This is a genomic window from Pedococcus badiiscoriae, assembly GCF_013408925.1.
Classification (GTDB): Bacteria; Actinomycetota; Actinomycetes; order Actinomycetales; family Dermatophilaceae; genus Pedococcus; species Pedococcus badiiscoriae.
In genome coordinates this window covers 2,658,351-2,683,502 of sequence record NZ_JACCAB010000001.1, presented here as the reverse complement: position 1 = coordinate 2,683,502, position 25,152 = coordinate 2,658,351, and the positions used below count along the sequence as shown (strand labels likewise).

Sequence of the window (25,152 nt, the reverse complement as noted above, 5' to 3'; positions counted from 1 at the left end):
CGTGCGCACCGCAGGCACCCCGCTGCCCCGCCACCTGCACCCCGTCGCCTGGTGGGTGTGGGCCATCGGGCTCGCGGTGGCCTGCTCGCGGACGAGCAACCCGCTGCTGCTCCTGCTGGCGGTGAGCGTCGCCAGCCTGGTCGTCGCCGCCAAGCGCGGCAGCTCGCCCTGGTCGCGCGCGTTCCGGCTCTACCTCGTGCTCGGCGCGTTCATCATCGTGTTCCGGGTCGTGCTGCACGTCCTGGTGGGCTTCAAGTTCGGCACGACGCGGCTCTACTCGCTGCCCAGCGTCGACCTGCCCGGGATCACGCTGCTCGGCCCGCTCTACCTCGAGGGCGTCCTCGCCGCCGCCGCGGAGGGACTCCGGCTCGCGAGCCTGATCACCTGCATCGGCGCGGCCAATGCCCTGGCCAACCCCAAGCGGCTGCTGCGCGCCCTCCCCGGCGCCCTGCACGAGATCGGCACGGCTGTGGTCATCTCGGTGACGGTGGCGCCCCAGCTCGCCGAGAGCGTCCAGCGCGTCCGCCGGGCCAGGGTGCTGCGTGGCGAGGGCGGCACCGGGATCCGGTCGGTCGGCCGGGTCGCCCTGCCCGTCCTCCAGGACACCCTCGACCGGTCCCTGTCCCTCGCGTCGGCGATGGACTCCCGCGGCTACGGCCGGCGCACCGACCAGCCGGCCACCACCCGCCGCCTGACCGCGGCGCTGACGCTCAGCGGTCTGCTGGGCGCCGGGATCGGCGTCTACGGCCTGCTCGACGGCACCGCGCCCGCGCTGATCGGGATGCCGATGCTCGTCCTGGGGCTGGTCCTGGCCGCCCTCGGCATGCGCATCGGTGGCCGCAGCGTGCAGCGCAGCGTCTACCGGCCCGACCCGTGGGCACTGCCCGAGTGGCTCGTCGCGGCCTCGGGCGTGACGTCCGCCGCCCTCATGGTCGTCCAGGCAGCGCGCGCACCCGATGCCATGGTGCTGCCGCTCGAGCCGTTGGCTGCTCCCGCGCTGCCCCTGATCGCCGTGCTCGGGATCCTGCTCGCCGGGGTCCCGGCGTTCGTGGCCCCCACCCCACCGGTGGCCCGAGGAGGTGGCGGCCGATGACCACCCGGCCGATGCGCACCGACGCCACCGCACCCGTCGTCTTCGACGCCGTCACCATCAGGTATGCCGGCAGCCCCCGCCCCGCCCTGCGCTCTGCCTCGTTCGTGCTCGAGGAGGGCGAGCTCGTCGTGGTCACCGGCCGCACCGGCTCGGGGAAGTCCACCCTGCTGGGAGCCGTCAACGGGACGGTCCCGCACTTCACCGGCGGACACCTGTCGGGACGGGTCACCGTCTGCGGTCGGGACACCCGCACGCACCGGCCGCGTGACCTCGCCGGGGTCGTGGGCGTGGTGCGCCAGGACCCGCTGGCCGGTTTCGTGACCGACACGGTGGAGGAGGAGCTCGCGTACACGCTGGAACAGCTCGCGCTCGATCCCGCGACCATGCGACGCCGGGTCGAGGAGGTGCTCGACCTGCTGGGGATCGCGGACCTGCGCGAGGCCCCGTTGAGCGACCTGTCCGGCGGCCAGCAGCAGCGCGTGGCCATCGGGTCGGTGCTCACCGCGAGCCCGCGGCTCCTCGTCCTGGACGAGCCCACCTCCGCACTGGACCCCACCGGTGCCGAGGAGGTCCTCGCGACGCTCTCGCGCCTCGTGCACGACCTCGGCCTGACGGTGGTGCTGTCCGAGCACCGGCTCGAACGCATCGTGGGCACCGCTGACCGCGTCATCGTGGTCGGCGACGACGGCACGGTGAGCGACGGCAGCCCGCAGCACGTCATGGCCAGCGCACCGCTCGCCCCGCCAGTCGTCCACCTCGGGCGGTGGGCCGGCTGGGATCCCCTGCCCCTGACCGTCAGGGATGCCCGGCGGGCAGCCACCCACCTGCGCGAGGATCTCGCGCGTCACGGGGGTGCCGCCCCTGACGCCGAGGGCGCCGATCGCGTCGACGATCCCGACCACCCCGACCACCCCGACCACCCCGACCACCCTGACCACCCCGGCCGCGGATCCCATGCGCCGCACCGGGTTTCGGCCGCGGGTCTGCAGGTCACCCACGGCACGGTGTCGGCTGTGCGCTCTGTCGACCTGGCCCTGCGGGACGGCGAGGTCGCGGTCCTCATGGGCCGCAACGGTTCCGGCAAGTCCTCCCTGCTGTGGGCTCTGCACGGCACCGGCCACCGCAGCTCCGGGGAGGTGTCCGTGCTGACCACCGCCGGTGACCGCGTCGACCCGGCCTCCGAGTCGCCCAGGGTGCGGCGCAGCCACGTCGGGCTCGTGCCGCAGAGCGCTCCGGACCTGCTCTACCTGGACTCGGTGGGGGCCGAGTGCCGCCAGTCCGACCACGAGGCGGGTGCCGAGCCCGGCACGACGCGCGGCACCCTCGACCGGCTCGCACCCGGCATACCGGAAGACCACCACCCGCGGGACCTGTCGGAGGGGCAGCAGCTCGCTCTGGTCCTGGCGATCCAGCTCGCCGCGGCCCCCGGTGCGTTGCTCCTCGACGAGCCGACGCGTGGTCTGGACTACCCGGCGAAGGCGGTGCTCGCGGACCTGCTGCGCGAGCTCGCGACCAGCGGCCGGGCGCTCGCGGTGGCCACCCATGACGTGGAGTTCGCCGCGACGGTGGCCGACCGGGTGGTCGTGATGTCGGAGGGCAGGGTCGTCGCGGACGGCCCGGCTGCCGACGTCCTGTGCGACTCCCCCGCCTTCGCACCGCAGGTCGCCAAGGTCCTCGCGCCCGCGCGGCTGCTGCGGCTCGACCAGGTTCAGGCCGCGGTGGCGGCGACGATCGGGAGTGGGCGCTGATGTCCTCGCCGACCAGGGCGGTGGCGCTGCGCCCGCGCTCCACGGCGGCGCTCGTCCTCGTCTCGCTGGCCGGGCTGCTCGCGTTCGGGTGGCCGCTCTTCGCCACCGCCGGCTCGCGGCTGGGCCACAGCGCCGACGCGCCGCTCTTCTTCGCGCTGCTGCTGCCGCTGTTGATGGCCGTGGTGCTGTTCGAGATCAGCGAGGGCGGCCTGGACGTCAAGGCCGTGGCGATGCTCGGCGTCCTGTCCGCCGTCGGCGCGGCCCTGCGACCGCTGGGGGCCGGCACGGCAGGGCTGGAGACCGTCTTCTTCCTGCTCGTCCTCGGAGGTCGGGTCTTCGGTCCGGGCTTCGGTTTCGTCCTGGGATCGACCACCCTGTTCGCCTCCGCGCTGATCACCGGTGGGGTCGGTCCGTGGCTGCCCTACCAGATGCTGGGTGCCGCCTGGGTGGGTCTGGGGGCGGGGCTGCTGCCCCGCGTCCCCCCACGCTGGGAGCTGCTGCTGCTGGCCGCCTACGGCGCCGTGTCCGGGCTGCTCTACGGCGTGGCCCTCAACTTCTCCTTCTGGCCGTTCACCACCGGGCTGTCGGGCGACCTGTCGTTCGTCGCCGGCGCGACGCCGTGGGAGAACCTGCGCCGGTTCGGCGTCTTCTCGCTCGCCACCTCGGCCTGGTGGGACCTGGGTCGGGCCCTGACGAACGTCGTCCTCATCGCGGTCACCGGCCGCGCCGTGCTCGGGACCCTGCGTCGCGCCTCGCGCCGAGCAGCTTTCGACGCAGAGGCGGGCTTCGACGAGCAGGCGGGCTCCCACGAGCAGGCGGGCTCCGACGAGCAGGTGGCTGCGCGGCCTACGCTGCAGGAATGAGCACCGACACCTCGTTGCCCATCCGCACGGTCACCGACCCGGACATCAAGGCCACGTATGCCGTGGACCAGTCGGTGGGTGCGACGGCTCCCAGCCAGTTCGAGGTGGTCCGGGCCCGGGATCTCGAGGACGTCGTCGAGGTGCTGCGCTGGGCGCACGAGACGCGCACGCCGGTCGTGCCGCAGGGTGCCCGCAGCAGTCTCACCGGCAGCTCGGTGGCCATCGAGGCAGGCGTGGTCCTCAACACCGAAGGCCTCGACGCGATCAGCACCGTCGACCCGCTCGAGGCCCTGGCGGTGGTCGGCCCCGGGGTCATCACCAAGGACCTCAAGGACGCTGCCGCCGCGGCTGGCCTGTTCTACCCGCCGGATCCCGCGAGCTCGGCGTTCTGCACCATCGGGGGCAACGTCGCGACCAATGCCGGAGGCCTGTGCTGCGTCAAGTACGGCGTCACCGCCGACTACGTGCGCGCCCTGCAGGTCGTGCTGCCCGGTGGTGAGGTGATCCGCACCGGCCACCGCACCGCCAAGGGCGTGGCCGGGCTCGACCTCACCGGCCTGTTCGTCGGGTCGGAGGGCACCCTCGGGGTCATCACCGAGGTCACCACCCGCCTCGTGCCCGCCCCCGACCCGGCGCTGACGGTGCTCGCGACGTTCGGCTCCCTGGAGGCTGCGGGGCGCGCCATCGTCGCCCTGCGCCTCGAACGCCACCTCCCCTCGCTCGTCGAGCTGCTCGACCGCGCGGCGGTCGCGGCCGTGCAGTCGCTCGCCGACTACGGCTTTCCACAGGACTGCGAGGCGGTGCTGCTGGTCCAGTCCGACCGGCCCGGACACACCGCCGACGACGTCCAGCGGTATGCCGCGGTGCTCGCCGAGGCGGGGGCCGTGGACGTGGCCGTCGCCGACGACGCCGCCGAGGCCGACCTGCTGCTCGCCGGGCGGCGGGCGCTGAGCCCGGCCCTCGAGGCCAAGGGCCCCCGCTACCTCGAGGACGTCTGCGTCCCCGTCGGGCGGCTCACCGAGCTCATCCGGTCCGGGCAGGAGGTGGCCGCGCGACACGGTCTGGAGATCGTCATGGCCGGCCACGCGGGCGACGGCAACCTCCACCCGAGCATCTTCTTCGACGCCGACGACGCGTCCAGCCGTGCGCGCGCGCACCAGGCGTTCACCGAGATCATCACGGCCGCGCTCCGGCTGGGCGGGACCATCACCGGCGAGCACGGGATCGGCACGCTGAAGGCGCCCTGGCTGGCGGAGGAGCTCGGGGAGCGGGAGCTGGAGCGCCAGCGCGCCGTCAAAGCCCTGTTCGACCCGCGCGGGATCCTCAACCCCGGCCGCGTCTACTGGTCCTGACCCGTCGGCCCGCCGCCGAGGGGGCGACTGGTAGAAACAGGGGCATGAGCCGTCTCGAACTCGACCGCAGTGAGTCCTGGCTGACCCGCGAGGAGCTCGACGCGGCGCGCGAGCGGCTGCCGATCCTCTACGTCGACGCGGTCCCGGTGCGGGTGGACGAGAGGGGCGCCCTGACCGCGGTGGGTCTGCTGCTGCGCGCCTCGGACGGGGCGATCAACCGCGAGCTCGTCTCCGGTCGGGTGCTCTACCACGAGCGCGTGCGCGACGCGCTGATCCGGCACCTCGAGAAGGACCTCGGGCCGATGGCACTGCCCCAGGTCCCGGCCAGCCCGCAGCCGTTCACGGTCGCCGAGTACTTCCCCACGCCGGGCGTCACCCCGTTCCACGACCCGCGGCAGCACGCGGTGTCGCTGGCCTTCGTCGTCCCGGTCGCGGGAGACTGCCAGCCGCAGCAGGACGCCCTCGACCTCGCCTGGCTCACGCCTGACGAAGCGGTCGCCCCCTCGATGCTCGAGGAGATGGACGGCGGCCACGGGGTGCTGCTGCGCCAGGCGATGGCCCACCTCGGACACGCCGTCTGAACTCCCACGATCCCCCTCCCGCCGGATGATCACCCCGAGCATGACGTAGGCGTTCCGCACAAGAGACTCAGCCGATCTAGGGCCGAACGGTTGAGGCGCATCGACCGAGTGCGGGAGCAGAATGGTCGCGTGCCGTGGGAAATCGCCACATATCTCCTCGGCGCCCAAGGGGGCGTCGAGGATGATTTCGCGCGGCTCTACGACGTGACCAACCCCGTCCTGGTGCGCTACCTGCGCGTCATCACCGACGCCGGTCCGGACGAGCTGGCCGAGCTGGCCCTCGGCGCCTGGACGGCCGCCCTGCCCCAGCTGACGGCCTGTCCCCCTGACGAGGACGCCTGGCTCGAGCTGGTCATCGGGTCCGCGGCCGTGGCCGCGGGCGGCAGCCTCAGGGGTGAGGGTGGCGGCGCATCGACCGCAACCGCGAACCCGGCCCCGGACGAGCTGGACCGCGCCATCGAGGCCCTGCGGGCGTGCCCGCCGGACGAGGCCGACGTCCTGGCGATGGGGCTGATCGCCAACCTGGGTCGCGATGCGACCGCCCGCCTGACCGGTCACGAGCCGAGCGCCGTGCTCGCCCTCGTGCAACGCGGGCAGGAGCACCTGCCGATGTCGCTGGAGTCCCTGACCGCGGCCCTGCGCGCGCCGGCTCGGGCCGGCGAGGTCGCCGACCTGCAGCGCGTCTCCCCTCTCATCGCCACGGCCCTCGCCGGGCCTGTCCCGATCGCCGGGGGCGACACCGAGGCCGTGCAGGCCACGAGTGTCGCCGTGGCGCTCTCGGCGACGCATGCTCGCCCCGGACTCCCCGTCAGTGCGCTCACGGAGCCGTCATTGGCCGAGCTCCTCGGCATGGAGTCGGCCGCGGCGTCTGGGGTCGTCGGCCTGAGCGCTTTCCGGTCCGCGGCAGGGACCCCGAGCCGGTCCGCCCGGGTCGGGGTGGGCGCTGGGGTCTGGCTGCTCGCGGTGGGCGGCGTGGGCACCGCGGCTGCGATGACCGGCTTCGTCACCGCGGCCATCGATGGCATCTTCGGCAACCACAACGCCGCTCCCCTGGTCACGGCAGAGGGTCCGGCCACACCGGGGACACCGTTCCCGGGTGGGAACACGGGTGGCGGCACAGGTGGGAACACGGGTGGCGGCACAGGTGGGAACACGGGTGGCGGCACAGGTGGGAACCCGGGCGGCGGCACGGGTGGCAAGGTCCCGTCCGGCCCGGGCACTCGACCCGCTCCCAAGGGGCACACCTCGACACCCCCCGGTCCGCAGCAGGCGACGGGTGGAGGCAGCGCCCAGGCCGTCTCGCTTCCCGGAAGGTCCCGAACGATCCAGATCGTGCTGACCTCCTTCGGCGTCCCCACCGACTCGGTCCCGGCCACACCCACCGTGATCCCGACGACCCCGACCGTTCCGACGACGCCGACCATTCCGACGACCCCGACGGGAGTCGTGTCGGGGCCTGTCCCCGTCCCGCCGGTGAGCGTTCCCCCGGCCTCCCAGGGCAACGGCAAGGGCAACGGCGACAAGACGGTCGCGCAGGCAGGACGGCAGGCTGAGCGCGAGGCCAAGGCCACCGCCAAGGCTGCCGCGAAAGCCGCCGCCAAGGCCGAGCGCGAGGCCAAGGCCACCGCCAAGGCCGCCGCGAAAGCCGCCGCCAAGGCCGAGCGCGAGGCCAACGCCACCGCCAAGGCCGAGCGCAAGGCCAGCTCGAAGCACAAGGGGCTCGGCCACGCCACGTCCACAGCAAAGGGCCACGCCGAGACCACGGCCCACGGGCACAAGGCCCACGGGAAGGCCCACGGACACACCAAGGCCTGAGGCTCGACGCCGGGTCGAGGGGTCCTGGCCGCTCGCGCTCGTGGATCAGGTCGCGCGACGACGGCGGTCGGCGACGTCCATGGCGTCTGCTTCCTCGGGCGTCGGCGCGGTGCCGCCCAGCCGGACCGGGAGCAGGTGCCGCTCGGAGTCGGGCCAGGCGGGATAGGCCGCCTGGTCCGCGCGGAGCTGGGCATCCATGGCTGCCCGGACCCGAGCCGTGGCCGCAGCGGCGTTCTCGTCGGCCCCCACCACGATGGGCTCCCCGACCGTGATGAGCAGCGGAATGTGGTGGCGGCCCATCCTGCGGGGCTGCCCCTTGGTCCAGACCCGCTGCGACCCCCAGATCGTGGTCGGCAGGATGGGCACACCGGCATCCTGCGCGAGCCGCGCGGCGCCTGACTTGAATGCCTTGAGCTCGAAGGACCGCGAGATGGTGGCCTCGGGGAACACGCCGATGATCTCGCCTGCCCGCAGCGCGTCCCTCGCCGCGTCGAACGAACCCAGGCCCGCCTCCCGGTCGACCGGGATGTGGCGCATCCCCTTCATCAGCGGTCCCGCGACGGGGTTGGACCAGATCGACTTCTTGGCCATGAATCGCACGTACCGGCCGGCGTGGACGCCGACCAGCCCGGCATACGTGAAGTCGAAGTAGCCGGTGTGGTTGATGGCCATCACGGCGCCGCCGTGCCGAGGCACGTGCTCGGTGCCCGTCATGGTGAACTGGAGGCCCTGGGCGGCGAACAACGCGCGGGCCACCCCGATGACGGGGGTGTAGACGGGTTCCATGGGGCAACCCTAGGGGTCCAGTGGTGAAGCGGTGCTGAGGGAGCCGCCCGGCGCAGGCCCCGGCCTCCCCGCAACCGGTTGGTCACCCGGCGCGGGGGGATGGGAAGATTCACGCCATGACCGATGCACCCACCACGTCCGGCGCCGCCACGATCCCCGACAAGCCCTCGATCGACGGGCTCGAGGACAAGTGGGCGCAGGTATGGCGGGACCAGGGCACCTACACCTTCGACCGCGTCACAGCCCTCGCGAAGGGCCGGGAGTCCGTCTTCTCCATCGACACCCCGCCGCCCACCGCGAGCGGCAGCCTGCACATGGGGCACGTGTTCTCCTACACCCACACCGACTGCATGGCCCGCTACAAGCGGATGCAGGGTCTGGAGGTGTTCTACCCGATCGGCTGGGACGACAACGGGCTGCCGACCGAGAAGCGCGTCCAGAACTACTACGGGGTGCGCGGCGACGCTGCGCTGCCCTACGTCGAGGGCTTCGAGCCGCCGCACCGGGGGGACGCCAAGAGCCTCAAGGCCGCCGACACGCTGCCGATCTCGCGGCAGAACTTCATCGAGCTGTGCGACGAGCTGACCGTCGAGGACGAGAAGGCCTTCGAGTCGCTGTTCCGCCGGATGGGCTTCAGCCTCGACTGGGACATCTCCTACCGCACCATCGACGACCACTCGCGGGCCACCGCGCAGCAGGCGTTCCTGCGCAACCTCGCCCGGGGTGAGGCGTACCAGTCCGAGGCTCCCGGCCTCTGGGACGTCACCTTCCAGACCGCGGTCGCGCAGGCCGAGCTGGAGGCCCGCGACTACCCCGGCGCCTACCACCGCGTCGCCTTCCACGGCGCCGACGGCCCGATCCACATCGAGACCACCCGCCCCGAGCTCATCCCGTCCGCCGTGGCGCTGATCGCCCACCCCGACGACGAGCGGTATGCCGCGTTGTTCGGGACCACGGTCCGGTCCCCGCTCTTCGACGTCGAGATCCCGGTGGTCGCCCACTCCGCCGCCGAGCCCGACAAGGGCGCCGGCATCGCGATGTGCTGCACCTTCGGCGACCTGACCGATGTGCTGTGGTGGCGTGAGCTGCAGCTGCCCACCCGCTCCGTCATCACCCGCTCGGGACGCATCCAGGCCGAGACCCCGCAGTGGCTGGTGGGCGGTCCGGGCGAGCGGCTGTTCGCCGAGCAGGTGGCCGGCAAGACCACGTTCGCCGCACGCGAGGCGATCGTCGCCGCCCTGCGCGAGTCCGGTGACCTGGACGGCGAGCCGAAGCCCACGCAGCGCAAGGCCAACTTCTACGAGCGCGGCGAGAAGCCGCTGGAGATCGTGACCTCGCGCCAGTGGTACATCCGCAACGGCGGCCGCGACGCCGAGCTCAACGCCGAGCTGATCGAGCGCGGGCGGCAGGTCGACTTCCACCCGGCGTTCATGCGCGCGCGCTACGAGAACTGGGTCACTGGCCTCAACGGCGACTGGCTGGTGTCGCGCCAGCGCTTCTTCGGGGTGCCGATCCCCGTCTGGTACCCGCTCGACGACAACGGCGAGCCCGTCTTCGACAAGCAGCTGGTGCCGGCCGAGGACCAGCTCCCCGTGGACCCTGCCGCGCAGGCCCCCGAGGGCTACGACGAGTCGCAGCGCGGCCAGGCCGGCGGCTTCGTCGGCGACCCCGACATCATGGACACCTGGGCGACGTCGTCGCTCTCGCCGCAGATCGCCGGTCGCTGGCGCGACGACCCCGAGCTCTTCGCGGGCGTGTTCCCCATGGACGTCCGCCCTCAGGGGCACGACATCATCCGCACCTGGCTCTTCTCCACCGTCGTGCGGTCGCACTTCGAGTTCGGCTCGGTCCCGTGGCGCAACGCCGCCCTGTCCGGGTGGATCCTCGACCCCGACCGCAAGAAGATGAGCAAGTCCAAGGGCAACGTCGTCACCCCCGAGGACGTCGTCAAGGAGCACAGCGCCGACGCCGTTCGCTACTGGGCGGCCAGCGGCCGCCTCGGCGCCGACGCGGCGTACGACACGGGCCAGATGAAGGTCGGCCGCCGCCTGGCCATCAAGATCCTCAATGCGACCAAGTTCGCGCTGTCCTTCGGCGAAGTCGACAGCCGATACAGCGGCGATGCCGAAGCAGTGATCCAACACAGCGGTGAGGTGGACGGCGATCTCCACGCTGCGGTGACCGACCCGCTCGACCGCGCCATGCTCGCCCAGCTCGGCGACGTCGTGGCCAAGGCGACGGCAGGCTTCGAGGCCTGGGACCACACCCGGGCGCTCGAGGTGAGCGAGTCGTTCTTCTGGACCTTCTGCGACGACTACCTCGAGCTCGTCAAGGACCGCGCCTACGGAGGCCGGGGAGACGCCGAAGCGGCCTCCGCCCGAGCCGCGCTGCGCATCGCCCTCGACGTGCTGCTGCGCCTGTTCGCGCCGATGCTGCCCTACGTGACCGAAGAGGTGTGGTCGTGGTGGCACGAGGGCTCGGTGCACCGCGCCGCCTGGCCGACGACCGCGGACGCCGCGGCCGGAGACGGTGGCGACCCTGCCCTCCTGACCGCCGTCGGCGAGGCCCTGGCCGGGGTGCGCAAGGCCAAGTCCGAGGCGAAGGTCGGGATGCGGGCCGAGGTCGCCTCGATCGTGCTGGCCGGACCGGCCGAGTGGACGCAGCGGGTGCGGCTCACCGAAGGCGACCTGCGCGCTGCGGGCCGGATCACCGGCACCGTCGGTTACGCGGAGGCGGAGACGCCCGAGGTGCGCGACGCGGAGCTGATCCCGGTGGAGAAGCCGAAGGCCTGAACCTTGCGGGTTCCGTTGGGCTGCACCGTGATCCACGGTACGTCCCAGCCGGCGATCCGCAGCGCCCGGCGGGCGAACCGCTCCTGGTCCAGCAGGGTCACCTGTCCGGACGCCGGGTCGTAGACGTCCAGGACGCTGTCCCCGTCACCGGGCAGGACGAGGGTGACGTGCCTGGGCAACAGGCCGTTGCCGATGTAGAGCAGGGCGGGCTCGCCGTCGGCCACCACCTCGACCAGCCGGGCGTGGGCGTCCCGCAGTCCCCCCTTGGTGAGCGGCCGCACCGCTCGCAGCTCGTAGTCGGTACCCCGGCGGGAGGCGCCGTACTCCAGCTCCTTGCGAGCGCCCCAGGGCGGCGTGCCCAGTGCCCGGGGCCACGGCACGTTGAGTCGTCCGCCCCCGGCATACAGGCGGTTGGTGCGCCCCATGACGACGCGCTCGTATGCCGCGAAGCGCTCCTGCTCGGTGGCCGCCGGCGGCGCGTCGCCGCGGGGGCCCTCCCCCGTGGTGATCCAGCGCGCGAAGGCCGGGTTCACGAGCATCCGGGCCACGGTGAGGCAGGCTGAACCGCAGGTCACCGGGCTCTGCTGGACCGGGCCGACGTCGCCGCTGCGCAACCGGTACCCCGAGGACATGGCTCCATCCTCGCGGGTGGGGCGGCAAAGTTCTAGCGGGCCCACCGGGTCGACCGAACTCATCGCCGCGTAACGAACTGTGCACGGATTCGGACAGTTCCCTCGCCACCGTCCGTGCGGATCCCTAAGGTCGATGAGCGTGACGCGACGTGGGCTGGGACTGGCGGTGGGGACGGTGGCGACCCTGCTCCTCGCCTCCTGGGTGTCCGCGGCCGGACCTGTCGGTGTCTTCGCCCGGCAGGACTTCTCGGGGCCGGGGTCCAAGGCGCCCGGCGAGGAGTACGGGCCCGGCGCGGTCCCCTTGGCCACCGACCGCGGCCTGAAAGCGGCCAGTGTCCGGGTCAGCGACCCCTGGCTGGTGAGCCTGATCGGCGTCGCCATGAAGCTGGTGCTGGCCGCGGTGGTCGTCGTGGTGCTGGTCGCCGTCGGGCGCGCGCTGCGCGACCGCTGGCACGCGCGGACCGATTCCACGGTTGCCCAGGCCAGCGTCGACGTCCTCCCCGAGGCGCTGCTCGAGAGTGCCCGGGAGAGCGAGCAGCTCCTCGCGCGCGGCACCCCCTCCAACGCGGTCATCGCGGCCTGGGTGGCGCTCGAGGACGCCGTCCGCGGCGCAGGGGTGCTCGACGACGGGTCACGCACGTCGACGGAGCTCGTGACCACCGTGCTGCGCTCGTACCGGGTCGACCGGGCGCCGCTCGACACGCTCGCCGCCCTCTACCGGGAGGCGCGGTTCTCCCGTCACCCCATCGCGGAGGACCAGCGCACGATGGCACGCGAGGCCCTGCTCGAGGTGCAGGCAGAGCTTCGGCGGACCGTCGCCCGGCGCGCGCAGGCCAGGGCCGAACGAGCCAGTACCGGGAGAGCCAGTACCGAGAGAGCCAGAGAGGCCACCCGGTGATCCGCCCCCTGGCCGGGCTCCCCCCGGCCCAGCAGATCCTCGTGGTCCTCGCGGTCAGCGTGGCAGTGGGCGCGCTCGCGGTCTCCGTCCCGGTGCTCGGCAACGCGGGCATGCTGCTGGCCTCGGTCGGGCTGCTCGCAGCCCTGGCCGTCCTCGCCCAGTGGCTGTGGCAGTCGCGCCAGCGGACCGACTGGGACAACACCTTCACCGACTCCGCCCCGCCACGCGGCGCCGACTCGCGGATCAGCCGGCTGGCCGTGGACATCCGGGAGGCCGAGTCGGGCGACCTTGCCTCAGCCGCTCGACTCCACGCCTCGGTCAGCAGCCTCGCCGTGGAGAGGCTGCGGGAGCGCCGCGGCCTCGGTCCCACCGGCGACACCGCTGCGGCGCTGGGACCCCAGCTCACGGCATACCTCGCCGGATCCCCGACCACCCGCGTCACCGCCGCCCAGCTCGGGGCGTTCATCACCACTCTGGAGGAGCTCTAAGTGACCCTGACCCTCGACCAGGTCGCGACCCGCGCGACCGCCATCCTCGCCGAGGTCGAACGTGCCGTCGTCGGCAAGCGGCAGAGCCTGGAGATCGTCCTGGCGGGCATCATGGCCGGCGGTCACGTGCTCATGGAGGACTTCCCCGGCCTGGGCAAGACGCTGGCCGCACGGTCCTTCGCCCAGGCCCTGGGGCTGGACTTCGCGCGCGCCCAGTTCACCCCGGACCTGCTCCCCAGCGACCTCACCGGGTCCTTCCTCTACGACCAGCGCAGCCACGACTTCTCGTTCCGCAAGGGGCCGCTGTTCACCGGTCTCCTGCTGGCCGACGAGATCAACCGCACGCCCCCGAAGACCCAGTCGGCGCTGCTCGAGGCGATGCAGGAGGGACAGGTCACGGTGGAGGGCGAGACGTTCGCACTGCCCCAGCCCTTCCACGTCCTCGCGACGGCGAATCCCGTGGAGTACGAAGGGACCTACCCCCTCCCGGAGGCGCAGCTCGACCGGTTCCTGCTGCGGGTGAGCTTCGGCTATCCCAGCCCCGCCGACGAGTGGGAGGTGCTGCAGCGACGGATGGCGCGCCAGCAGGAGGCTCAGGAGGTCGCCCGCGTCACCGACGGCGCCGGGCTCATCGAGATGCAGCGAGCGGTCGAGACGGTCACCGTCGACGAGGGCGTCGGCCAGTACTGCGTGCGGCTCGTCGGAGCCACCCGCACCCACCAGAACCTGCTCATGGGCGCGTCGCCCCGCGCCTCCCTCGCCCTGCTGCTCACCTCCAGGGCGTATGCCGTGCTGCGCGGCCGCGACTACGTCACCCCCGAGGACGTCAAGGCGGTGGCCCACGCCTGTCTCGACCACCGGGTCACGGTGCGCCCCGAGCTCTGGATGAACGACGTCTCGGCCGCCAGCGTCGTCGACAGCGTCTTGTCGTCGGTGCCCACACCGACGGCCGTCGCGGCTGGGCCGCGCACCGGTTTCGAGCGTCCGTGACGGAGCTGCCCGGCACGCGGCTCGAGGCGCGCTGGCGAGTGACGTCGGCGCACATCCGAGCGCTCTTCCTCGGCTTGCTGCTCGTCGGCGTGGGCGTCGTGCTGCGTCGACCCGACGCCCTGGTGCTCGGCACTCCCCTGCTCCTGGTGGGGCTGTGGGCGACTGCGGCCAGACCCGCGGGACCTCCGGACGTGCGGGCCGCCGTGGCCCATCCGGTGCTGCGTGAAGGACAGGCCACCCGGTGGGTCGCGACCATCTCACCGGGCCCCGGCGTCGAGGAGGCCGGGCTGGTGCTGCTGCCGACCCCGTACACGCGCTTCACACCCGGATCCCGCGCAGCCGCAACGGCATTCGCGTCCCGTGCCGCGGGTACGACCGGTCCGACCGGTCCGGCTGGGCCGACGTCCCTCGAGGTCGTCTGCCAGAGCACTCGCTGGGGGCACCGTCCGCTGGGACCGGCGACGGTGGCTCTGAGCGGGCCGTTCGGCTCCTACCGGTGGGAGCCCGAAGCCGTGGCCCTCCCGGCGATCCCCACCGTGCCGCTCCCCGACACCTTCACGGCCCGCGTGCCGGTGCCGCGCCCCGACGGACTCGTCGGACGGAACCGCTCACACCACCCGGGTGAGGGCGGCGAGCTCGACCAGATCCGCCCGTTCCGTTTCGGCGACCGGTTGCGACGGGTGCACTGGCCGGTGTCGGTGCGTACCGGTGAGCTGCACGTCACCGCGACCCACGCCGACCAGGACAGCGAGATCCTGTTGCTGGTCGACGCCATGAACGACATCGGCCGCAGCGAGGGGGTCGGCGGCTCGAGCAGCAGCCTGGACAACGCCGTGCGGGCCGCCGGAGCCATCGCCGAGCACTACCTGCGGACCGGTGACCGGGTCGGGTTGCTCGTGCTCGGCGCCAGGGACCTGCCCCACGTCAAGGCCGCCGCAGGCGGCAACCACCTGCGGCGGCTGCTCGACGTCCTTGCCCGGGTCCGGGTCGCCGACAGCACGGTCAGCGACGAGAAGCGCCTGCGCTCGCAGCTGCGGCACCACGTCTCGGCCGGGACGCTCGCGGTGATCCTCACTCCCGCCATCTCCCCTGCGGTCCTGGCGCACGCGGTCTCCCTGTCGCGGCGGGGGATCTCGGTCGTCACCGTCGACACGCTCCCTGCCGACCTCGCGCGGCCGGACATCCCGCAGGGCTGGCTCGCGCAGCTCTCCTCTTCCGCGGACGACCAGCCGGCCGCGACCCGGTTGGCCTGGCGACTGCGGCTCCTCGAACGCAGCCATGAGATGTCCCGGGCCCGTCAGGCAGGTGTCCCGATCGTCCCGTGGGCCGGCCCCGGCACCCTCGACCTGGTGCTGCGCGACCTCGGCCGCCGCTCCAGGGCACCCCGGGTGGTGAGTCGCTGATGTCCCGGTCCCAGCTCCTGCTCCGAGGCGTGCTCGTCCTCGCCTCGATGACCCTTCTTGCACTGACGCTCGCCGCCTCGCCGCAGCCGATCATCGTGGCGGCGGTCGTCCTCGTGGCGCTCACCGTCTACGCCGCCATCGAGCCGGACTCGGGACTGGTGACCGTGCTGCTCGGCAGTCATGCCCTGCACTGGCTCGCAGCAGTCCCCGTCCCGGACGCCCCTGGGGCCTGGGTCGGTCTGCTGGCGGCGGCGTGGGCGGGCCTGGTCCTGCACCTCGCCGCGAGCCTGGCGGCCAGCCTGCCGGGGGCGGTGCCGGTCCCGAGCCTCAGCCTGCGACGGTGGACCCGCCGCGGGGCGGTCGTCGCCGCCGCGACGGTCCCCTTCTGGGCCGTGGCGATGCTGTCCGGCCGGGAGCGGGTCAAGGGCGAGGTGTCCCTGACGTATGCCGCGATCGCCGCGGTCGCGCTGCTCACCTTCAGCGTCTGGCTGCTCAGCCGCGAGGACCGGCCCCGCCCCTGACCGCGGCGCCACTGACCCCCGCGCTCACGGACGGTCGAGGTCTGGACCTGGCGTGGGTCAGGCGGAGCGCTTGCGGGTGCGCTTGGGTTCTTCGTCGCGACGGACGATCGTCGGCAGCACGTTGTCGAGGACGACCTCGCGGCTGACGACGACTCGGGAGATGCCCTCGTCGCTCGGGACGTCGAACATCACCGGCAGGAGCACCTCCTCCATGATCGCGCGCAGGCCGCGGGCACCGGTGCCGCGCTTGAGGGCCTGGTCGGCAATGGCCTCGAGGGCGTCGTCGGTGAACTCGAGCTCGACGTTGTCGATCTCGAACATCTTCTTGTACTGCTTGACCAGCGCGTTGCGGGGCTGGGACAGGATGGTCACCAGCGAGGCCTGGTCGAGGGGGCTCACGGTGGTGATGACCGGCAGGCGGCCGATGAACTCGGGGATGAGCCCGAACTTCATCAGGTCCTCCGGCATCACCTCGTGGATCGAGTCGGCGAGGTCCTTCGGCGTGTGCAGCTCGGAGCCGAAGCCCAGCCCCTTCTTGCCGTTGCGCGACTCGATGAGCTTCTCCAGGCCGGCGAACGCACCACCGACGATGAAGAGCACGTTGGTCGTGTCGATCTGGATGAACTCCTGGTGCGGGTGCTTGCGCCCACCCTGGGGCGGGACCGACGCGGTCGTACCTTCCAGGATCTTCAGGAGCGCCTGCTGGACGCCTTCACCGGAGACGTCACGGGTGATCGACGGGTTCTCGCTCTTGCGGGCGATCTTGTCGACCTCGTCGATGTAGATGATGCCCGTCTCGGCCTTCTTGACGTCGTAGTCCGCGGCCTGGATGAGCTTGAGGAGGATGTTCTCGACGTCCTCGCCGACATAGCCGGCCTCGGTCAGGGCAGTCGCGTCGGCGATGGCGAACGGGACGTTGAGCATCTTGGCCAGCGTCTGCGCGAGGTAGGTCTTGCCACACCCGGTGGGCCCGATGAGCAGGATGTTCGACTTGGCGATGTCGACCGCCTCAGCCTCCTTCTTGCCACCACCCTCGCCGGCCTGGATCCGCTTGTAGTGGTTGTAGACCGCGACGGCGAGCGACCGCTTGGCCACGTCCTGGCCGACCACGTAGTTCTCGAGGAACTCGAAGATCTCGCGCGGCTTCGGCAGCTCGTCGAGCCCCAGCTCGGAGGACTCTGCGAGCTCCTCCTCGATGATCTCGTTGCACAGGTCGATGCACTCGTCGCAGATGTAGACACCCGGGCCGGCGATGAGCTTCTTGACCTGCTTCTGGCTCTTGCCGCAGAACGAGCACTTCAGCAGGTCGCCGCTCTCTCCCATGCGTGCCACGCGAAGTCCTCCGGTCTGTCTGACGAACTGTCTGACGAATCTGCCTACGGTGCACCGTCCACCTCGGACGGGCAACGCTCCGACGCTACAACGCGAAGGGCCGCCTTCGCTCCATTGAAACCGCCGAGTCGGGTGTTCGTCGCCCTTGTCCGCTGAGGGCGGACAACCCGCCACCACGCCTGCCCCACGCGGTATGCCGCCCGCTCGAGGTGAGCGGGCGGCATACCGGGTCGTGCGTGGTCGGGGACGAGGCCCCGGTGGGCTCAGTCGTCGAGGGTGCCCTTGCGGGACGCGAGGACCTCGTCGATGAGGCCGTACTCCTTGGCCTCCTCGGCGGACAGGATCTTGTCGCGCTCGATGTCGTTGCGGACCTGCTCGGGGGTGCGACCGGAGTGCTTGGCCCAGGTCTCCTCGAGCCAGGTGCGCATGCGCAGCACCTCGTTGGCCTGGATCTCGATGTCGGACGCCTGGCCACCCATGCCACCCTCGAGGGCCGGCTGGTGGATGAGGATCCGCGCGTTCGGCAGGGCGAACCGCTTGCCCTTGGCGCCGGCCGACAGCAGCACCGCAGCCGCCGAGGCAGCCTGGCCGATGACGAACGTCTGCACGTCGGGGCGGATGTACTGCATCGTGTCGTAGATCGCGGCCATCGCCGTGAACGAGCCACCGGGGCTGTTGATGTACATCAGGATGTCGCGGTCGGGGTCCTGGGACTCCAGCACGATGAGCTGGGCGATGACGTCATCCGCGGACGCGTCGTCGACCTGCACGCCGAGGAAGATGATGCGGTCCTCGAAGAGCTTGGTGTACGGGTCGAGCCGCTTCATGCCGTAGGAGGTGCGCTCCTCGAAGGACGGCAGGATGTAGCGGCTGGACGGGCCCGGCACCTGCAGGCCGCCCTGGCGTGCGCCGTGCATGGAGGGGTTGGTGTTGGCGTTCATGTGTCGATCCCTCACTTGTCCCCGGTGACCGGGTTGTCGTCGCTGCCGCTGCGCCCACCGGCCTGGGAGGCGCTGCTGAACACGTGGTCGACGAAGCCGTACTCCTTGGCCTCCTCGGCGCTGAACCAGCGGTCGCGGTCGGAGTCCTTTTCGATCTGTTCCTTCGTCTGGCCGGTGTGCTCGGCGATCAGCTCTGCCATCTGCCGCTTGACGTAGAGCATCTGCTCGGCCTGGATCTTGATGTCCGAGGCCGTGCCGCCGATGCCGCCCGACGGCTGGTGCATCATCACGCGGGCGTGCGGCGTGGCGTAGCGCTTGCCGTGGGTGCCCGCGGAGAGCAGGAACTGTCCCATCGAGGCGGCCATGCCCATCGCGACCGTGGCCACGTCGTTGGGGATCCACTTCATCGTGTCGTAGATCGCCATGCCCGCGGAGATGGAGCCGCCGGGGCTGTTGATGTAGAGCCAGATGTCCTTGCCCGGGTCCTCCGCCGCGAGCAGCAGCAGCTGCGCGCAGATCGCGTTCGCGTTGTCGTCGCGCACGTCGGAGCCGAGGAAGATGATCCGCTCCTTGAGCAGACGGTTGTAGATGTGGTCGTCCAGACCACCCTGCGGGCCCTCGCCCGCGGCGACAATCTCGTTCACCATGTCTCCATCACTTGAGGTCCTTGCCTGTCAGTGACCCTAACGCGGTCATGGTGGGCAGAAGTCCCCGATCCGGTCCATGTTCGCCCTGAGCGCACAGCGCTCAAGGCGCAGACTCAGCCGACGGGCCGCCTGCGCCGTTCGCGGGTGGCCGGGATGACGAGCATGGCGAGCGCGACCACGCCGGTCACGGCCAGCAGCGCACGCAGCACCGTGAAGTGGTCCCCGAGGAAGCCCAGCATCGGCGGACCGGCGATGAAGGCGGTGTAGCCGATCGTGGCGACGACCGACATCCGGGCAGCCGCGCGGGCGGGCTCGTCGGCCGAGGCGCTCATGCCCACGGGGAAGCCCAGGGACGCGCCGACCCCCCACACGGCCGTCCCCACGAAGGCCAGCCAGCCCGGTCCGAAGACCACCAGGACCGAGCCGACGGCAGCCAGCGCGAAGGTGGCTCGCAGCACGGGCACGCGACCGTAGGCGTCGAGCAGCCGGGTGCCGAGCAGCCGACCCAGGGTCATGAAGGACAGGAACGAGGCGAAGGCGAGCACTCCCGCCCACGCGGGGACGCCGTGGCCCTCGACGAACGCGACCGAGACCCAGTCGTTGGCGGTGCCCTCGGTGAAGGCCGCCGCCAGGACGACCAGGCCGATCATCAGCGTGCGGGGCTCGAGCCAGGCCGATCTCGGGCCGCGAGCGGCCGATGCCGGCTCGCCGGAATCCCGCGGGTCGCCGGCGTCGCCGGCGTCGCCGGCGTCGTCGGTGTCGTCGGTGTCGGAGACCTCTGCCTCCCGGGGCAGGAACGAGCGCAGGGCCCAGGCCCCCAGGACCGCCGACACGACGATGGCGAGGCCGAAGTGCACGAGCAGCGGGACGTGGGCCCACGACATACCTGCCCCGACGAGGGCGCTGATGACGGTGCCGCCGGAGAACGCGGCGTGAAAGCGCGGCATGACGGTCTTGCCGAGCAGCCGTTCGACGGCGGCGCCCTCGAGGTTCATGGACACGTCCCACACCCCGACGCCCATGCCCAGCAGGTAGAGCCCCGCCGCCATGACCCACCGCGACTGGAACAGGTCGACGGCCACGCCGATCACGACGAGCCCGACGAAGCCGAACACCATGCCGAGCCGGATGGCCCGCGAGACGCCGAGCCTGTTCGCGATCCGACCGGCCGACGGCAGCGCCGTCACGGACCCCGCCGATGCCGCGAACAGGGTCAGTCCCAGCTCACCCGCGGTGAGCCCCAGGTCCACCTTGCTGTCCGCGATCCGCGAGGCGAACGTCGCGAAGGCGGTGCCGGCGAGGGCGAAGACGACGAAGACGGCGTTGCGGGCCCGGATGGCGCGCGCGGTGTCAAGCACCGGCGTCGGGGCGGTCGAAGGGAGGGCGTCAGGGGCGGCCGGCTTGGTCACGACAGGGTCTCTCGGCATGGTTTTCGGAGCGATCGAATCGATTCGGTCGAATCGATTCGATTGGATTCGATATTGTCTTCCCCATGAGTCGTCCTCGTCAACTTCGACCCACCCTGCGCGCCGTGGCGCAGGCCGCCGGGGTCTCGACGTCGACGGCCTCCCTCGCCTTCAGTGGCAGGGGCCCGGTGGCGCCGGAGACCGTGGCCCGCGTGCGCGCTGCCGCGGAACAGCTCGGGTATGCCGGTCCCGACCCTCTCGCGTCGTCCCTGCGGCAAGGGCGTTCCGGGGTCGTGGGCGTCGTCGTCGAGGGCCGCCTGCTGCACGCCTTCCGGGACCCGTTCGCGGTCAGCGTGCTGGACGGGCTCTCGCAGGTGCTCGACGACATCCCGGCCGGGATGCTGCTGATCGCCCAACCCGCCGGCACGCCCGAACGCGCCATCACCCAGCTGTCCGCCACGGCTCTGGACGCTGTCGTCTTCTCGCTCTGCGGTCCCGACAAGAACCCGGCGGTCGACCACCTGGCCGCGCGCGGCATACCGATGCTCGGCGACGGCTCCCCCGTGGACCCCCGCGTCGCGCACGTGGCGCTGGACAACCGCGGCGCCACCGTGGCCCTGGGGCGCCACCTGACCGAGCTCGGGCACCGACGCGTGGCGCACCTGATGATGCCGCTGCGACACGACTCCCCCACCGGGCTCGCCACCCTCGACGACGTGGCAGCCGCGGAGTTCACGGACACCAGGGACCGCGCACGCGGGTTCCTGGACGTCTTCGGGGCCGACGACCTCGGGGCTGAGCTCGAGGTGGGGGCGGCGCCGCGCCTCGCGCAGACCGCCATCCCCGACGTCGAGCAGGGTGCGATCGCCGCCCGCTTGCTGCTGGACCTGCCGGAGGATCAGCGCCCCACGGCGATCGTGGCCCAGTCGGACCTGCTGGCCATGGGAGTGGTCCGCGCCGCGGACGACCTCGGCCTGAGCGTGCCCGGCGACCTCAGTGTGACCGGCTTCGACGGGGTCGAGCTGCCGTGGTTCGCCGGCACGCTGACCACGATCGACCAGCACGGCCTGGCCAAGGGACGGCTGATGGGCGAGATGCTGCGACAGCTGCTTGACGGCCAACGCCCGGACGACGTCGTGCAACCCACGCACCTGCGGATCGGGACGACGACCGCACCCCCTGTGGTCGCCTGAGGCAACCGCACGAGGCGGTGCTCGAGCAGGCTCAGCCGGGCACGCTCAGCCGCGCCGGCTCCGCCTGGATGCCAGCCGTCTCGGCCGCCTCGTCACGTCGGCCGTCCTGGGCCACGAGCGAGACCCGGGACACCACGGCCGGCTCCGCGACCACGTGGACGGTGATGTAGTGGCCGCTCTCGTCGATGGTCACCGCACCCTCGAGCTCCATGAGGCTGTCCGTGCACCCGACGGTGTGGCACTCCCACCGCAGGTCGGCGGTGGCAGTCAGCCACAGCCTCTCGACGCCCATGCCCGCTTCCCAGGGCAGCACCCCGTCGGCGCACCGGCAGACCCCGATCACCATCTGGCCCGCATCATCGGTGTGTCCGAACTCGACCTCGCTGAACAGCCCGCTGGCGGCGACGGCGGTCTCGAGCGAGTGGCGGAGCTTGGCGGCGGCGCGGTCGTCGGCCGGGTGGGCGTTCTCCTGCACCGCCGTCCGCAGCTTGTGGAAGGAGGTGAAGTCCATGCCTCATGGTCGGGTTTGCACCCCCTTCACCGGGTCAGCCAAATGACGTAGGCCGCTCACCCTCTGAGGGGGGAGCGGCCTACGGTTCGGGCTGTTATGGCCCCATTCCAGGGACGGTCAGGCGTGGTCGTGGCCCTCGTGGTCGTCGTGGTCGTGACCCTCGTGGTCGCCGTGGTCGTGACCCTCGTGGTCACCCTCGAACAGCTGCGAGGCGACGTCCGTGGCCGTGACCTCGTTGAGGTCCACCGGCTGGCCGGCCGTGTCGACGACCTTGGCCTGCTCGAGGACCGCGGCGAGCGCCTTGCGACGCGCCACCTCGGCCACCATCGCGGGCACCTGACCCTGCTGGTCGATCGCCTGGGCGAACTGGTTGGGGTCCATGCCGTACTGCTGGGCGGACATGACGAGGTACTCGATGAGCTCGGGCTGCTCGACCTTGACCTCGGTCTTCTCGGCGATCGCGTCGAGGAGGAACTGGGCCCGCAGGGCCTTGCGCGTGTTGGCGTCGACCTCGGCGCGGTGCTCGTCGTCCTCGAGGCGGTTCTCGCCCTCGAGGTGCTGGTTCACCTCGGCCTCGACGACACCGTCCGGCACGGGGATGTCGATGGTCTCCAGGAGGTGCTCGAGCACCTTGTCGCGGGCCTGGACACCCTGCTCGAACTTGGCAGCCCGGTCGGCCTGCTTGGTGACGTCCTCGCGCAGCTCCCTGAGGGTGTCGAACTCGGACGCCAGCTGGGCGAAGTCGTCGTCGAGCGGCGGCAGCTCGCGCACCTTCACGGACTGGACGGTCACGACCACGTCGGCGTCCTCGCCCTCGCGGTCGCCGCCGGCCAGCGGTGCGGTGAAGGACTTGGTCTCCTCGGCCGCCATCCCGGTGAGCGCCTCGTCGAGGCCGTCGAGCATGTTGCCCGAGCCGACCTCGTAGGAGATACCCGTCACCGAGTCGATCTCGTCGTCGCCGATGGTCGCCTTGAGGTCGATGGAGACGAAGTCACCGTTCTCCACGGCGCGGTCCACACCCTTGAGGGTGCCGAAGCGCTCCTGCAGGGCGACGAGTCGGGCTTCGACGTCCTCGTGGGACGCCTTGGCCTCGTCGACCTCGACGGTGATACCGCTGAAATCCTCGGGCAGGTCGAGCTCGGGGCGCACGTCGACCTCGACGGTGAACTTGAGGTCCTGGCCGTCCTCGGCCGGCACCTCGGTCACGTCGACCTCGGGCTGTCCGATCGGACGGACCTTGTTCTCCTCGACGGCCTGGCCGTAGAACTGCGGCAGCGCCTCGTTCACGGCCTCCTGGAGGACCGCGCCGCGGCCGACCCGCTGGTCGATAATGCGCGAGGGAACCTTGCCCTTGCGGAATCCGGGCACCTGGATCTGCGAGCCGATGGTGGCGTAGGCGGCGTCGAGGCTCGGCTTGAGCTCCTCGAACGGCACCTCGACGGTCAGCTTGACCCGGGTCGGGTTCAGGGTCTCGACGGCACTCTTCACTGCGGGATACTCCAAGGTCGTGGGGGCGGGTACCCGTGCGGGTACACAGGTTGGACAGAAAGGCACTGCGGGGGCGTAGCTGGTCGACATCGCGATGGGGCAATGCGAAGGCCCGCTGCGCCGGCTCTGACAGGCGGCGACCGGGCCAAAACCTCATGGTAGCCGCTGCGCGCCCACGGTCCGAACCGGTGGCTCACCAGCCACAGGAGCATGACGGGTGGGCGCGTCGTCGGACCCACCTCACACCCGCCCGGTCGCCGTCCACGACATCCGTCACGACTTTGCGTCAAGGCTGTCCCCGCGGCGTCCCTGCGCACTCCCTCCGATGTCCCATTTCTTCCCCTGCACCCGCTTTGCCCTGCGGAATCCGTTGCCAGCCACCCCGGTCGACGTGAGTCTTCGACGCATGGGGCGGCGAGGGCCACCCCCTTCCATGTCAGGAGACACCTCGTATGCGTACGCAGATCCTCTCTGTCGCGTTGGCGGCCTCGACATCCCTGGGGCTGGTCACGACCGCGGTCACCGCCGCGTCGGCAGCCCCGTCGCCGAAGGCGCAGTCCCATCGGGTGTGCGCCGCCCCGAGCTCACCCACGCTCGCGGCGTGCCACGCCCTCAAGCTCGTGGACGCGACGGGTAACGCCGTCGATCCCTCAGGGGCAGCGGTCACGCCCCACGCAATCTCCGGCAAGACGCCCGCCGACATCCAGAGCGCCTACAAGGTGACGGCTCTCCGCGGCCGGTCGGACCGTCGCGATCGTGGACGCCTACGGCTACCCGAACGCCGAGCGTGACCTCGGGGTCTACCGCAGCCAGTGGGGTCTGTCCTCCTGCACCACGGCCAACGGCTGCCTGCGCATCATGAACCAGACCGGCGGGACCTCGTTGCCCGCCTTCAACTCGGGGTGGGCCGGCGAGCAGGCGCTGGACCTCGACGCGGTCTCGGCCACCTGCCCGAGCTGCAAGATCGTGCTGGTCCAGGCCAAGAGCGCCAGCCTGCTCGACCTCGGGACAGCAGTGAACACGGCAGCCAGGCAGGCCGGGGTGGTCGCGATCTCCAACAGCTACGGCGGAGGCGACCTCGCCGACAGCTCGTACGGCGCGGCATACAACCACCCCGGGATCGCCGTCACGGCTTCGACCGGTGACAACGGCTACCAGGGCGGCAGCTTCCCGGCCTCGTCCCACTACGTCACGGCCGTCGGAGGCACCTCGCTGGTCAAGGACTCCAGCGCCCGCGGGTGGTCCGAGTCGGCCTGGAGCGGCGCCGGCTCGGGCTGCACGACCCTCAACGCGCCGCCCGCGGGCCAGACTTCGGCGATGACCAGCTGTGGTGGCCGTGCCATCGCGGACGTGTCGGCCGTGGCAGACCCGGCGACGGGCCTCGCGACCTATGCACCCACGACGAAGACGTCCTCGTCGTGGGCGCAGTACGGCGGGACCAGCCTCTCCTCGCCGATCGTCGCCTCGGTGTACGCGCTCAGCGGCAACACCGGCGGCTACGCGAACACGCTGCCCTACGCCAACCCCGCGGGCCTCTTCGACGTGACCTCGGGCTCCAACGGGTCCTGCGCCTCCTGGTGCACCTCGAAGTCCGGCTGGGACGGGCCGACCGGCCTGGGCACCCCGAACGGCACCTCGGCGTTCTGAGCGACTGCACCACAGGCGGCCCCGG

General features: G+C 71.8%; 23 protein-coding genes. 15 read left to right on the top strand and 8 right to left on the bottom strand.

Annotated features, from left to right (window positions below):
* Position 1 precedes the first annotated feature (1 nt).
* The 6 genes from BJ986_RS12650 (at position 2) to BJ986_RS12625 (ending at position 7,452) form a co-directional block, all read left to right on the top strand.
* On the top strand, positions 2–1,093 hold the full coding sequence (locus tag BJ986_RS12650; RefSeq protein WP_179422297.1) for a CbiQ family ECF transporter T component: 1,092 nt from the start codon (positions 2–4) through the stop codon (positions 1,091–1,093).
* On the top strand, positions 1,090–2,841 hold the full coding sequence (locus BJ986_RS12645; RefSeq protein ID WP_238338094.1) for an ABC transporter ATP-binding protein: 1,752 nt from the start codon (positions 1,090–1,092) through the stop codon (positions 2,839–2,841). Before BJ986_RS12650 ends, BJ986_RS12645 begins: the two co-directional genes overlap by 4 nt.
* Positions 2,841–3,704, top strand: a complete 864-nt coding sequence (locus BJ986_RS12640) for an ECF transporter S component (RefSeq protein ID WP_179422296.1) — start codon at positions 2,841–2,843, stop codon at positions 3,702–3,704. The genes BJ986_RS12645 and BJ986_RS12640 overlap by 1 nt, the downstream gene beginning before the upstream one ends.
* The gene (locus BJ986_RS12635; protein ID WP_179422295.1) at positions 3,701–5,056 is read left to right on the top strand and encodes an FAD-binding oxidoreductase; all 1,356 of its coding nucleotides are present in this window, start codon (positions 3,701–3,703) and stop codon (positions 5,054–5,056) included. Before BJ986_RS12640 ends, BJ986_RS12635 begins: the two co-directional genes overlap by 4 nt.
* 44 nt (positions 5,057–5,100) lie before the next feature.
* Entirely contained in the window at positions 5,101–5,637 is a 537-nt protein-coding gene (locus tag BJ986_RS12630) for an NUDIX hydrolase family protein (RefSeq protein WP_179422294.1), read from the top strand.
* Positions 5,638–5,766: 129 nt separating this feature from the next.
* On the top strand, positions 5,767–7,452 hold the full coding sequence (locus tag BJ986_RS12625) for a hypothetical protein (RefSeq protein WP_179422293.1): 1,686 nt from the start codon (positions 5,767–5,769) through the stop codon (positions 7,450–7,452).
* Between the two features lie 45 nt (positions 7,453–7,497).
* Here the strand turns inward: BJ986_RS12625 and BJ986_RS12620 are convergent, their stop codons facing one another.
* On the bottom strand, positions 7,498–8,238 hold the full coding sequence (locus BJ986_RS12620) for a lysophospholipid acyltransferase family protein (protein ID WP_179422292.1): 741 nt from the start codon (positions 8,236–8,238) through the stop codon (positions 7,498–7,500).
* A gap of 116 nt (positions 8,239–8,354) precedes the next feature.
* On the opposite strand from BJ986_RS12620, the gene valS reads away from it, so the two are divergent.
* Positions 8,355–11,030: a valine--tRNA ligase gene (valS, locus tag BJ986_RS12615; RefSeq protein WP_179422291.1), complete on the top strand. Its 2,676-nt coding sequence runs from the start codon at positions 8,355–8,357 to the stop codon at positions 11,028–11,030.
* Here valS and BJ986_RS12610 read toward each other — a convergent pair.
* Positions 10,961–11,662: a hypothetical protein gene (locus tag BJ986_RS12610; protein ID WP_238338093.1), complete on the bottom strand. Its 702-nt coding sequence runs from the start codon at positions 11,660–11,662 to the stop codon at positions 10,961–10,963. The genes valS and BJ986_RS12610 overlap by 70 nt on opposite strands.
* A gap of 133 nt (positions 11,663–11,795) precedes the next feature.
* Here BJ986_RS12610 and BJ986_RS12605 point away from each other — a divergent pair, with 133 nt between their 5' ends.
* The 5 genes from BJ986_RS12605 to BJ986_RS12585 are packed head-to-tail and all read left to right on the top strand — an operon-like array spanning position 11,796 to position 15,962.
* A complete protein-coding gene (locus BJ986_RS12605) occupies positions 11,796–12,560 on the top strand; it encodes a DUF4129 domain-containing protein (RefSeq protein WP_179422290.1) in 765 nt (254 codons plus the stop codon).
* Positions 12,557–13,048 carry a hypothetical protein gene (locus BJ986_RS12600; protein ID WP_179422289.1) on the top strand — a complete coding sequence of 164 codons (492 nt, stop codon included), beginning with the start codon at positions 12,557–12,559 and terminating at the stop codon, positions 13,046–13,048. Before BJ986_RS12605 ends, BJ986_RS12600 begins: the two co-directional genes overlap by 4 nt.
* Complete coding sequence (locus BJ986_RS12595) at positions 13,049–14,038, top strand: AAA family ATPase (RefSeq protein WP_179422288.1); 990 nt, start codon at positions 13,049–13,051, stop codon at positions 14,036–14,038.
* The gene (locus BJ986_RS12590; protein ID WP_179422287.1) at positions 14,035–15,441 is read left to right on the top strand and encodes a DUF58 domain-containing protein; all 1,407 of its coding nucleotides are present in this window, start codon (positions 14,035–14,037) and stop codon (positions 15,439–15,441) included. The genes BJ986_RS12595 and BJ986_RS12590 overlap by 4 nt, the downstream gene beginning before the upstream one ends.
* Entirely contained in the window at positions 15,441–15,962 is a 522-nt protein-coding gene (locus BJ986_RS12585; protein ID WP_179422286.1) for a hypothetical protein, read from the top strand. The genes BJ986_RS12590 and BJ986_RS12585 overlap by 1 nt, the downstream gene beginning before the upstream one ends.
* A 57-nt stretch (positions 15,963–16,019) precedes the next feature.
* Here the strand turns inward: BJ986_RS12585 and clpX are convergent, their stop codons facing one another.
* The 4 genes from clpX to BJ986_RS12565 all read right to left on the bottom strand — a co-directional run bounded on the left by clpX (position 16,020) and on the right by BJ986_RS12565 (position 20,291).
* Positions 16,020–17,294 carry an ATP-dependent Clp protease ATP-binding subunit ClpX gene (clpX, locus tag BJ986_RS12580; protein WP_337795244.1) on the bottom strand — a complete coding sequence of 425 codons (1,275 nt, stop codon included), beginning with the start codon at positions 17,292–17,294 and terminating at the stop codon, positions 16,020–16,022.
* Positions 17,295–17,557: 263 nt separating this feature from the next.
* Complete coding sequence (locus tag BJ986_RS12575) at positions 17,558–18,235, bottom strand: ATP-dependent Clp protease proteolytic subunit (RefSeq protein WP_179422285.1); 678 nt, start codon at positions 18,233–18,235, stop codon at positions 17,558–17,560.
* 11 nt (positions 18,236–18,246) lie between these two features.
* Positions 18,247–18,882, bottom strand: coding sequence for an ATP-dependent Clp protease proteolytic subunit (locus tag BJ986_RS12570; RefSeq protein ID WP_179422284.1), 636 nt, complete (start codon positions 18,880–18,882; stop codon positions 18,247–18,249).
* 113 nt (positions 18,883–18,995) lie between these two features.
* Positions 18,996–20,291 carry an MFS transporter gene (locus tag BJ986_RS12565; protein WP_337795242.1) on the bottom strand — a complete coding sequence of 432 codons (1,296 nt, stop codon included), beginning with the start codon at positions 20,289–20,291 and terminating at the stop codon, positions 18,996–18,998.
* A gap of 83 nt (positions 20,292–20,374) precedes the next feature.
* On the opposite strand from BJ986_RS12565, the gene BJ986_RS12560 reads away from it, so the two are divergent.
* A complete protein-coding gene (locus tag BJ986_RS12560; protein WP_179422282.1) occupies positions 20,375–21,481 on the top strand; it encodes a LacI family DNA-binding transcriptional regulator in 1,107 nt (368 codons plus the stop codon).
* Between the two features lie 31 nt (positions 21,482–21,512).
* Here the strand turns inward: BJ986_RS12560 and BJ986_RS12555 are convergent, their stop codons facing one another.
* A complete protein-coding gene (locus tag BJ986_RS12555) occupies positions 21,513–21,992 on the bottom strand; it encodes a hypothetical protein (RefSeq protein WP_179422281.1) in 480 nt (159 codons plus the stop codon).
* Between the two features lie 117 nt (positions 21,993–22,109).
* Positions 22,110–23,480 carry a trigger factor gene (tig, locus tag BJ986_RS12550; RefSeq protein ID WP_179422280.1) on the bottom strand — a complete coding sequence of 457 codons (1,371 nt, stop codon included), beginning with the start codon at positions 23,478–23,480 and terminating at the stop codon, positions 22,110–22,112.
* A gap of 452 nt (positions 23,481–23,932) precedes the next feature.
* On the opposite strand from tig, the gene BJ986_RS16095 reads away from it, so the two are divergent.
* Both BJ986_RS16095 and BJ986_RS12545 read left to right on the top strand, forming a co-directional pair.
* Positions 23,933–24,271 (top strand): hypothetical protein, encoded by a 339-nt coding sequence (locus BJ986_RS16095; protein ID WP_202881250.1) that lies wholly within the window; start codon positions 23,933–23,935, stop codon positions 24,269–24,271.
* On the top strand, positions 24,237–25,127 hold the full coding sequence (locus BJ986_RS12545) for a S53 family peptidase (protein ID WP_202881249.1): 891 nt from the start codon (positions 24,237–24,239) through the stop codon (positions 25,125–25,127). Before BJ986_RS16095 ends, BJ986_RS12545 begins: the two co-directional genes overlap by 35 nt.
* Positions 25,128–25,152: the final 25 nt, after the last annotated feature.

Bases quoted from the DNA above. Each gene is read 5' to 3' on its own strand.
- BJ986_RS12645 (WP_238338094.1), top strand. From the start codon at position 1,090: ATGACCACCCGGCCGATGCGCACCGACGCCACCGCACCCGTCGTCTTC.
- BJ986_RS12640 (WP_179422296.1), top strand. From the start codon at position 2,841: ATGTCCTCGCCGACCAGGGCGGTGGCGCTGCGCCCGCGCTCCACGGCG.
- BJ986_RS12635 (WP_179422295.1), top strand. From the start codon at position 3,701: ATGAGCACCGACACCTCGTTGCCCATCCGCACGGTCACCGACCCGGAC.
- BJ986_RS12630 (WP_179422294.1), top strand. From the start codon at position 5,101: ATGAGCCGTCTCGAACTCGACCGCAGTGAGTCCTGGCTGACCCGCGAG.
- BJ986_RS12620 (WP_179422292.1), bottom strand. From the start codon at position 8,238: ATGGAACCCGTCTACACCCCCGTCATCGGGGTGGCCCGCGCGTTGTTC.
- valS (WP_179422291.1), top strand. From the start codon at position 8,355: ATGACCGATGCACCCACCACGTCCGGCGCCGCCACGATCCCCGACAAG.
- BJ986_RS12610 (WP_238338093.1), bottom strand. From the start codon at position 11,662: ATGTCCTCGGGGTACCGGTTGCGCAGCGGCGACGTCGGCCCGGTCCAG.
- BJ986_RS12605 (WP_179422290.1), top strand. From the start codon at position 11,796: ATGAGCGTGACGCGACGTGGGCTGGGACTGGCGGTGGGGACGGTGGCG.
- BJ986_RS12585 (WP_179422286.1), top strand. From the start codon at position 15,441: ATGTCCCGGTCCCAGCTCCTGCTCCGAGGCGTGCTCGTCCTCGCCTCG.
- BJ986_RS12575 (WP_179422285.1), bottom strand. From the start codon at position 18,235: ATGAACGCCAACACCAACCCCTCCATGCACGGCGCACGCCAGGGCGGC.
- BJ986_RS12570 (WP_179422284.1), bottom strand. From the start codon at position 18,882: ATGGTGAACGAGATTGTCGCCGCGGGCGAGGGCCCGCAGGGTGGTCTG.
- BJ986_RS12560 (WP_179422282.1), top strand. From the start codon at position 20,375: ATGAGTCGTCCTCGTCAACTTCGACCCACCCTGCGCGCCGTGGCGCAG.
- BJ986_RS12555 (WP_179422281.1), bottom strand. From the start codon at position 21,992: ATGGACTTCACCTCCTTCCACAAGCTGCGGACGGCGGTGCAGGAGAAC.
- BJ986_RS16095 (WP_202881250.1), top strand. From the start codon at position 23,933: ATGCGTACGCAGATCCTCTCTGTCGCGTTGGCGGCCTCGACATCCCTG.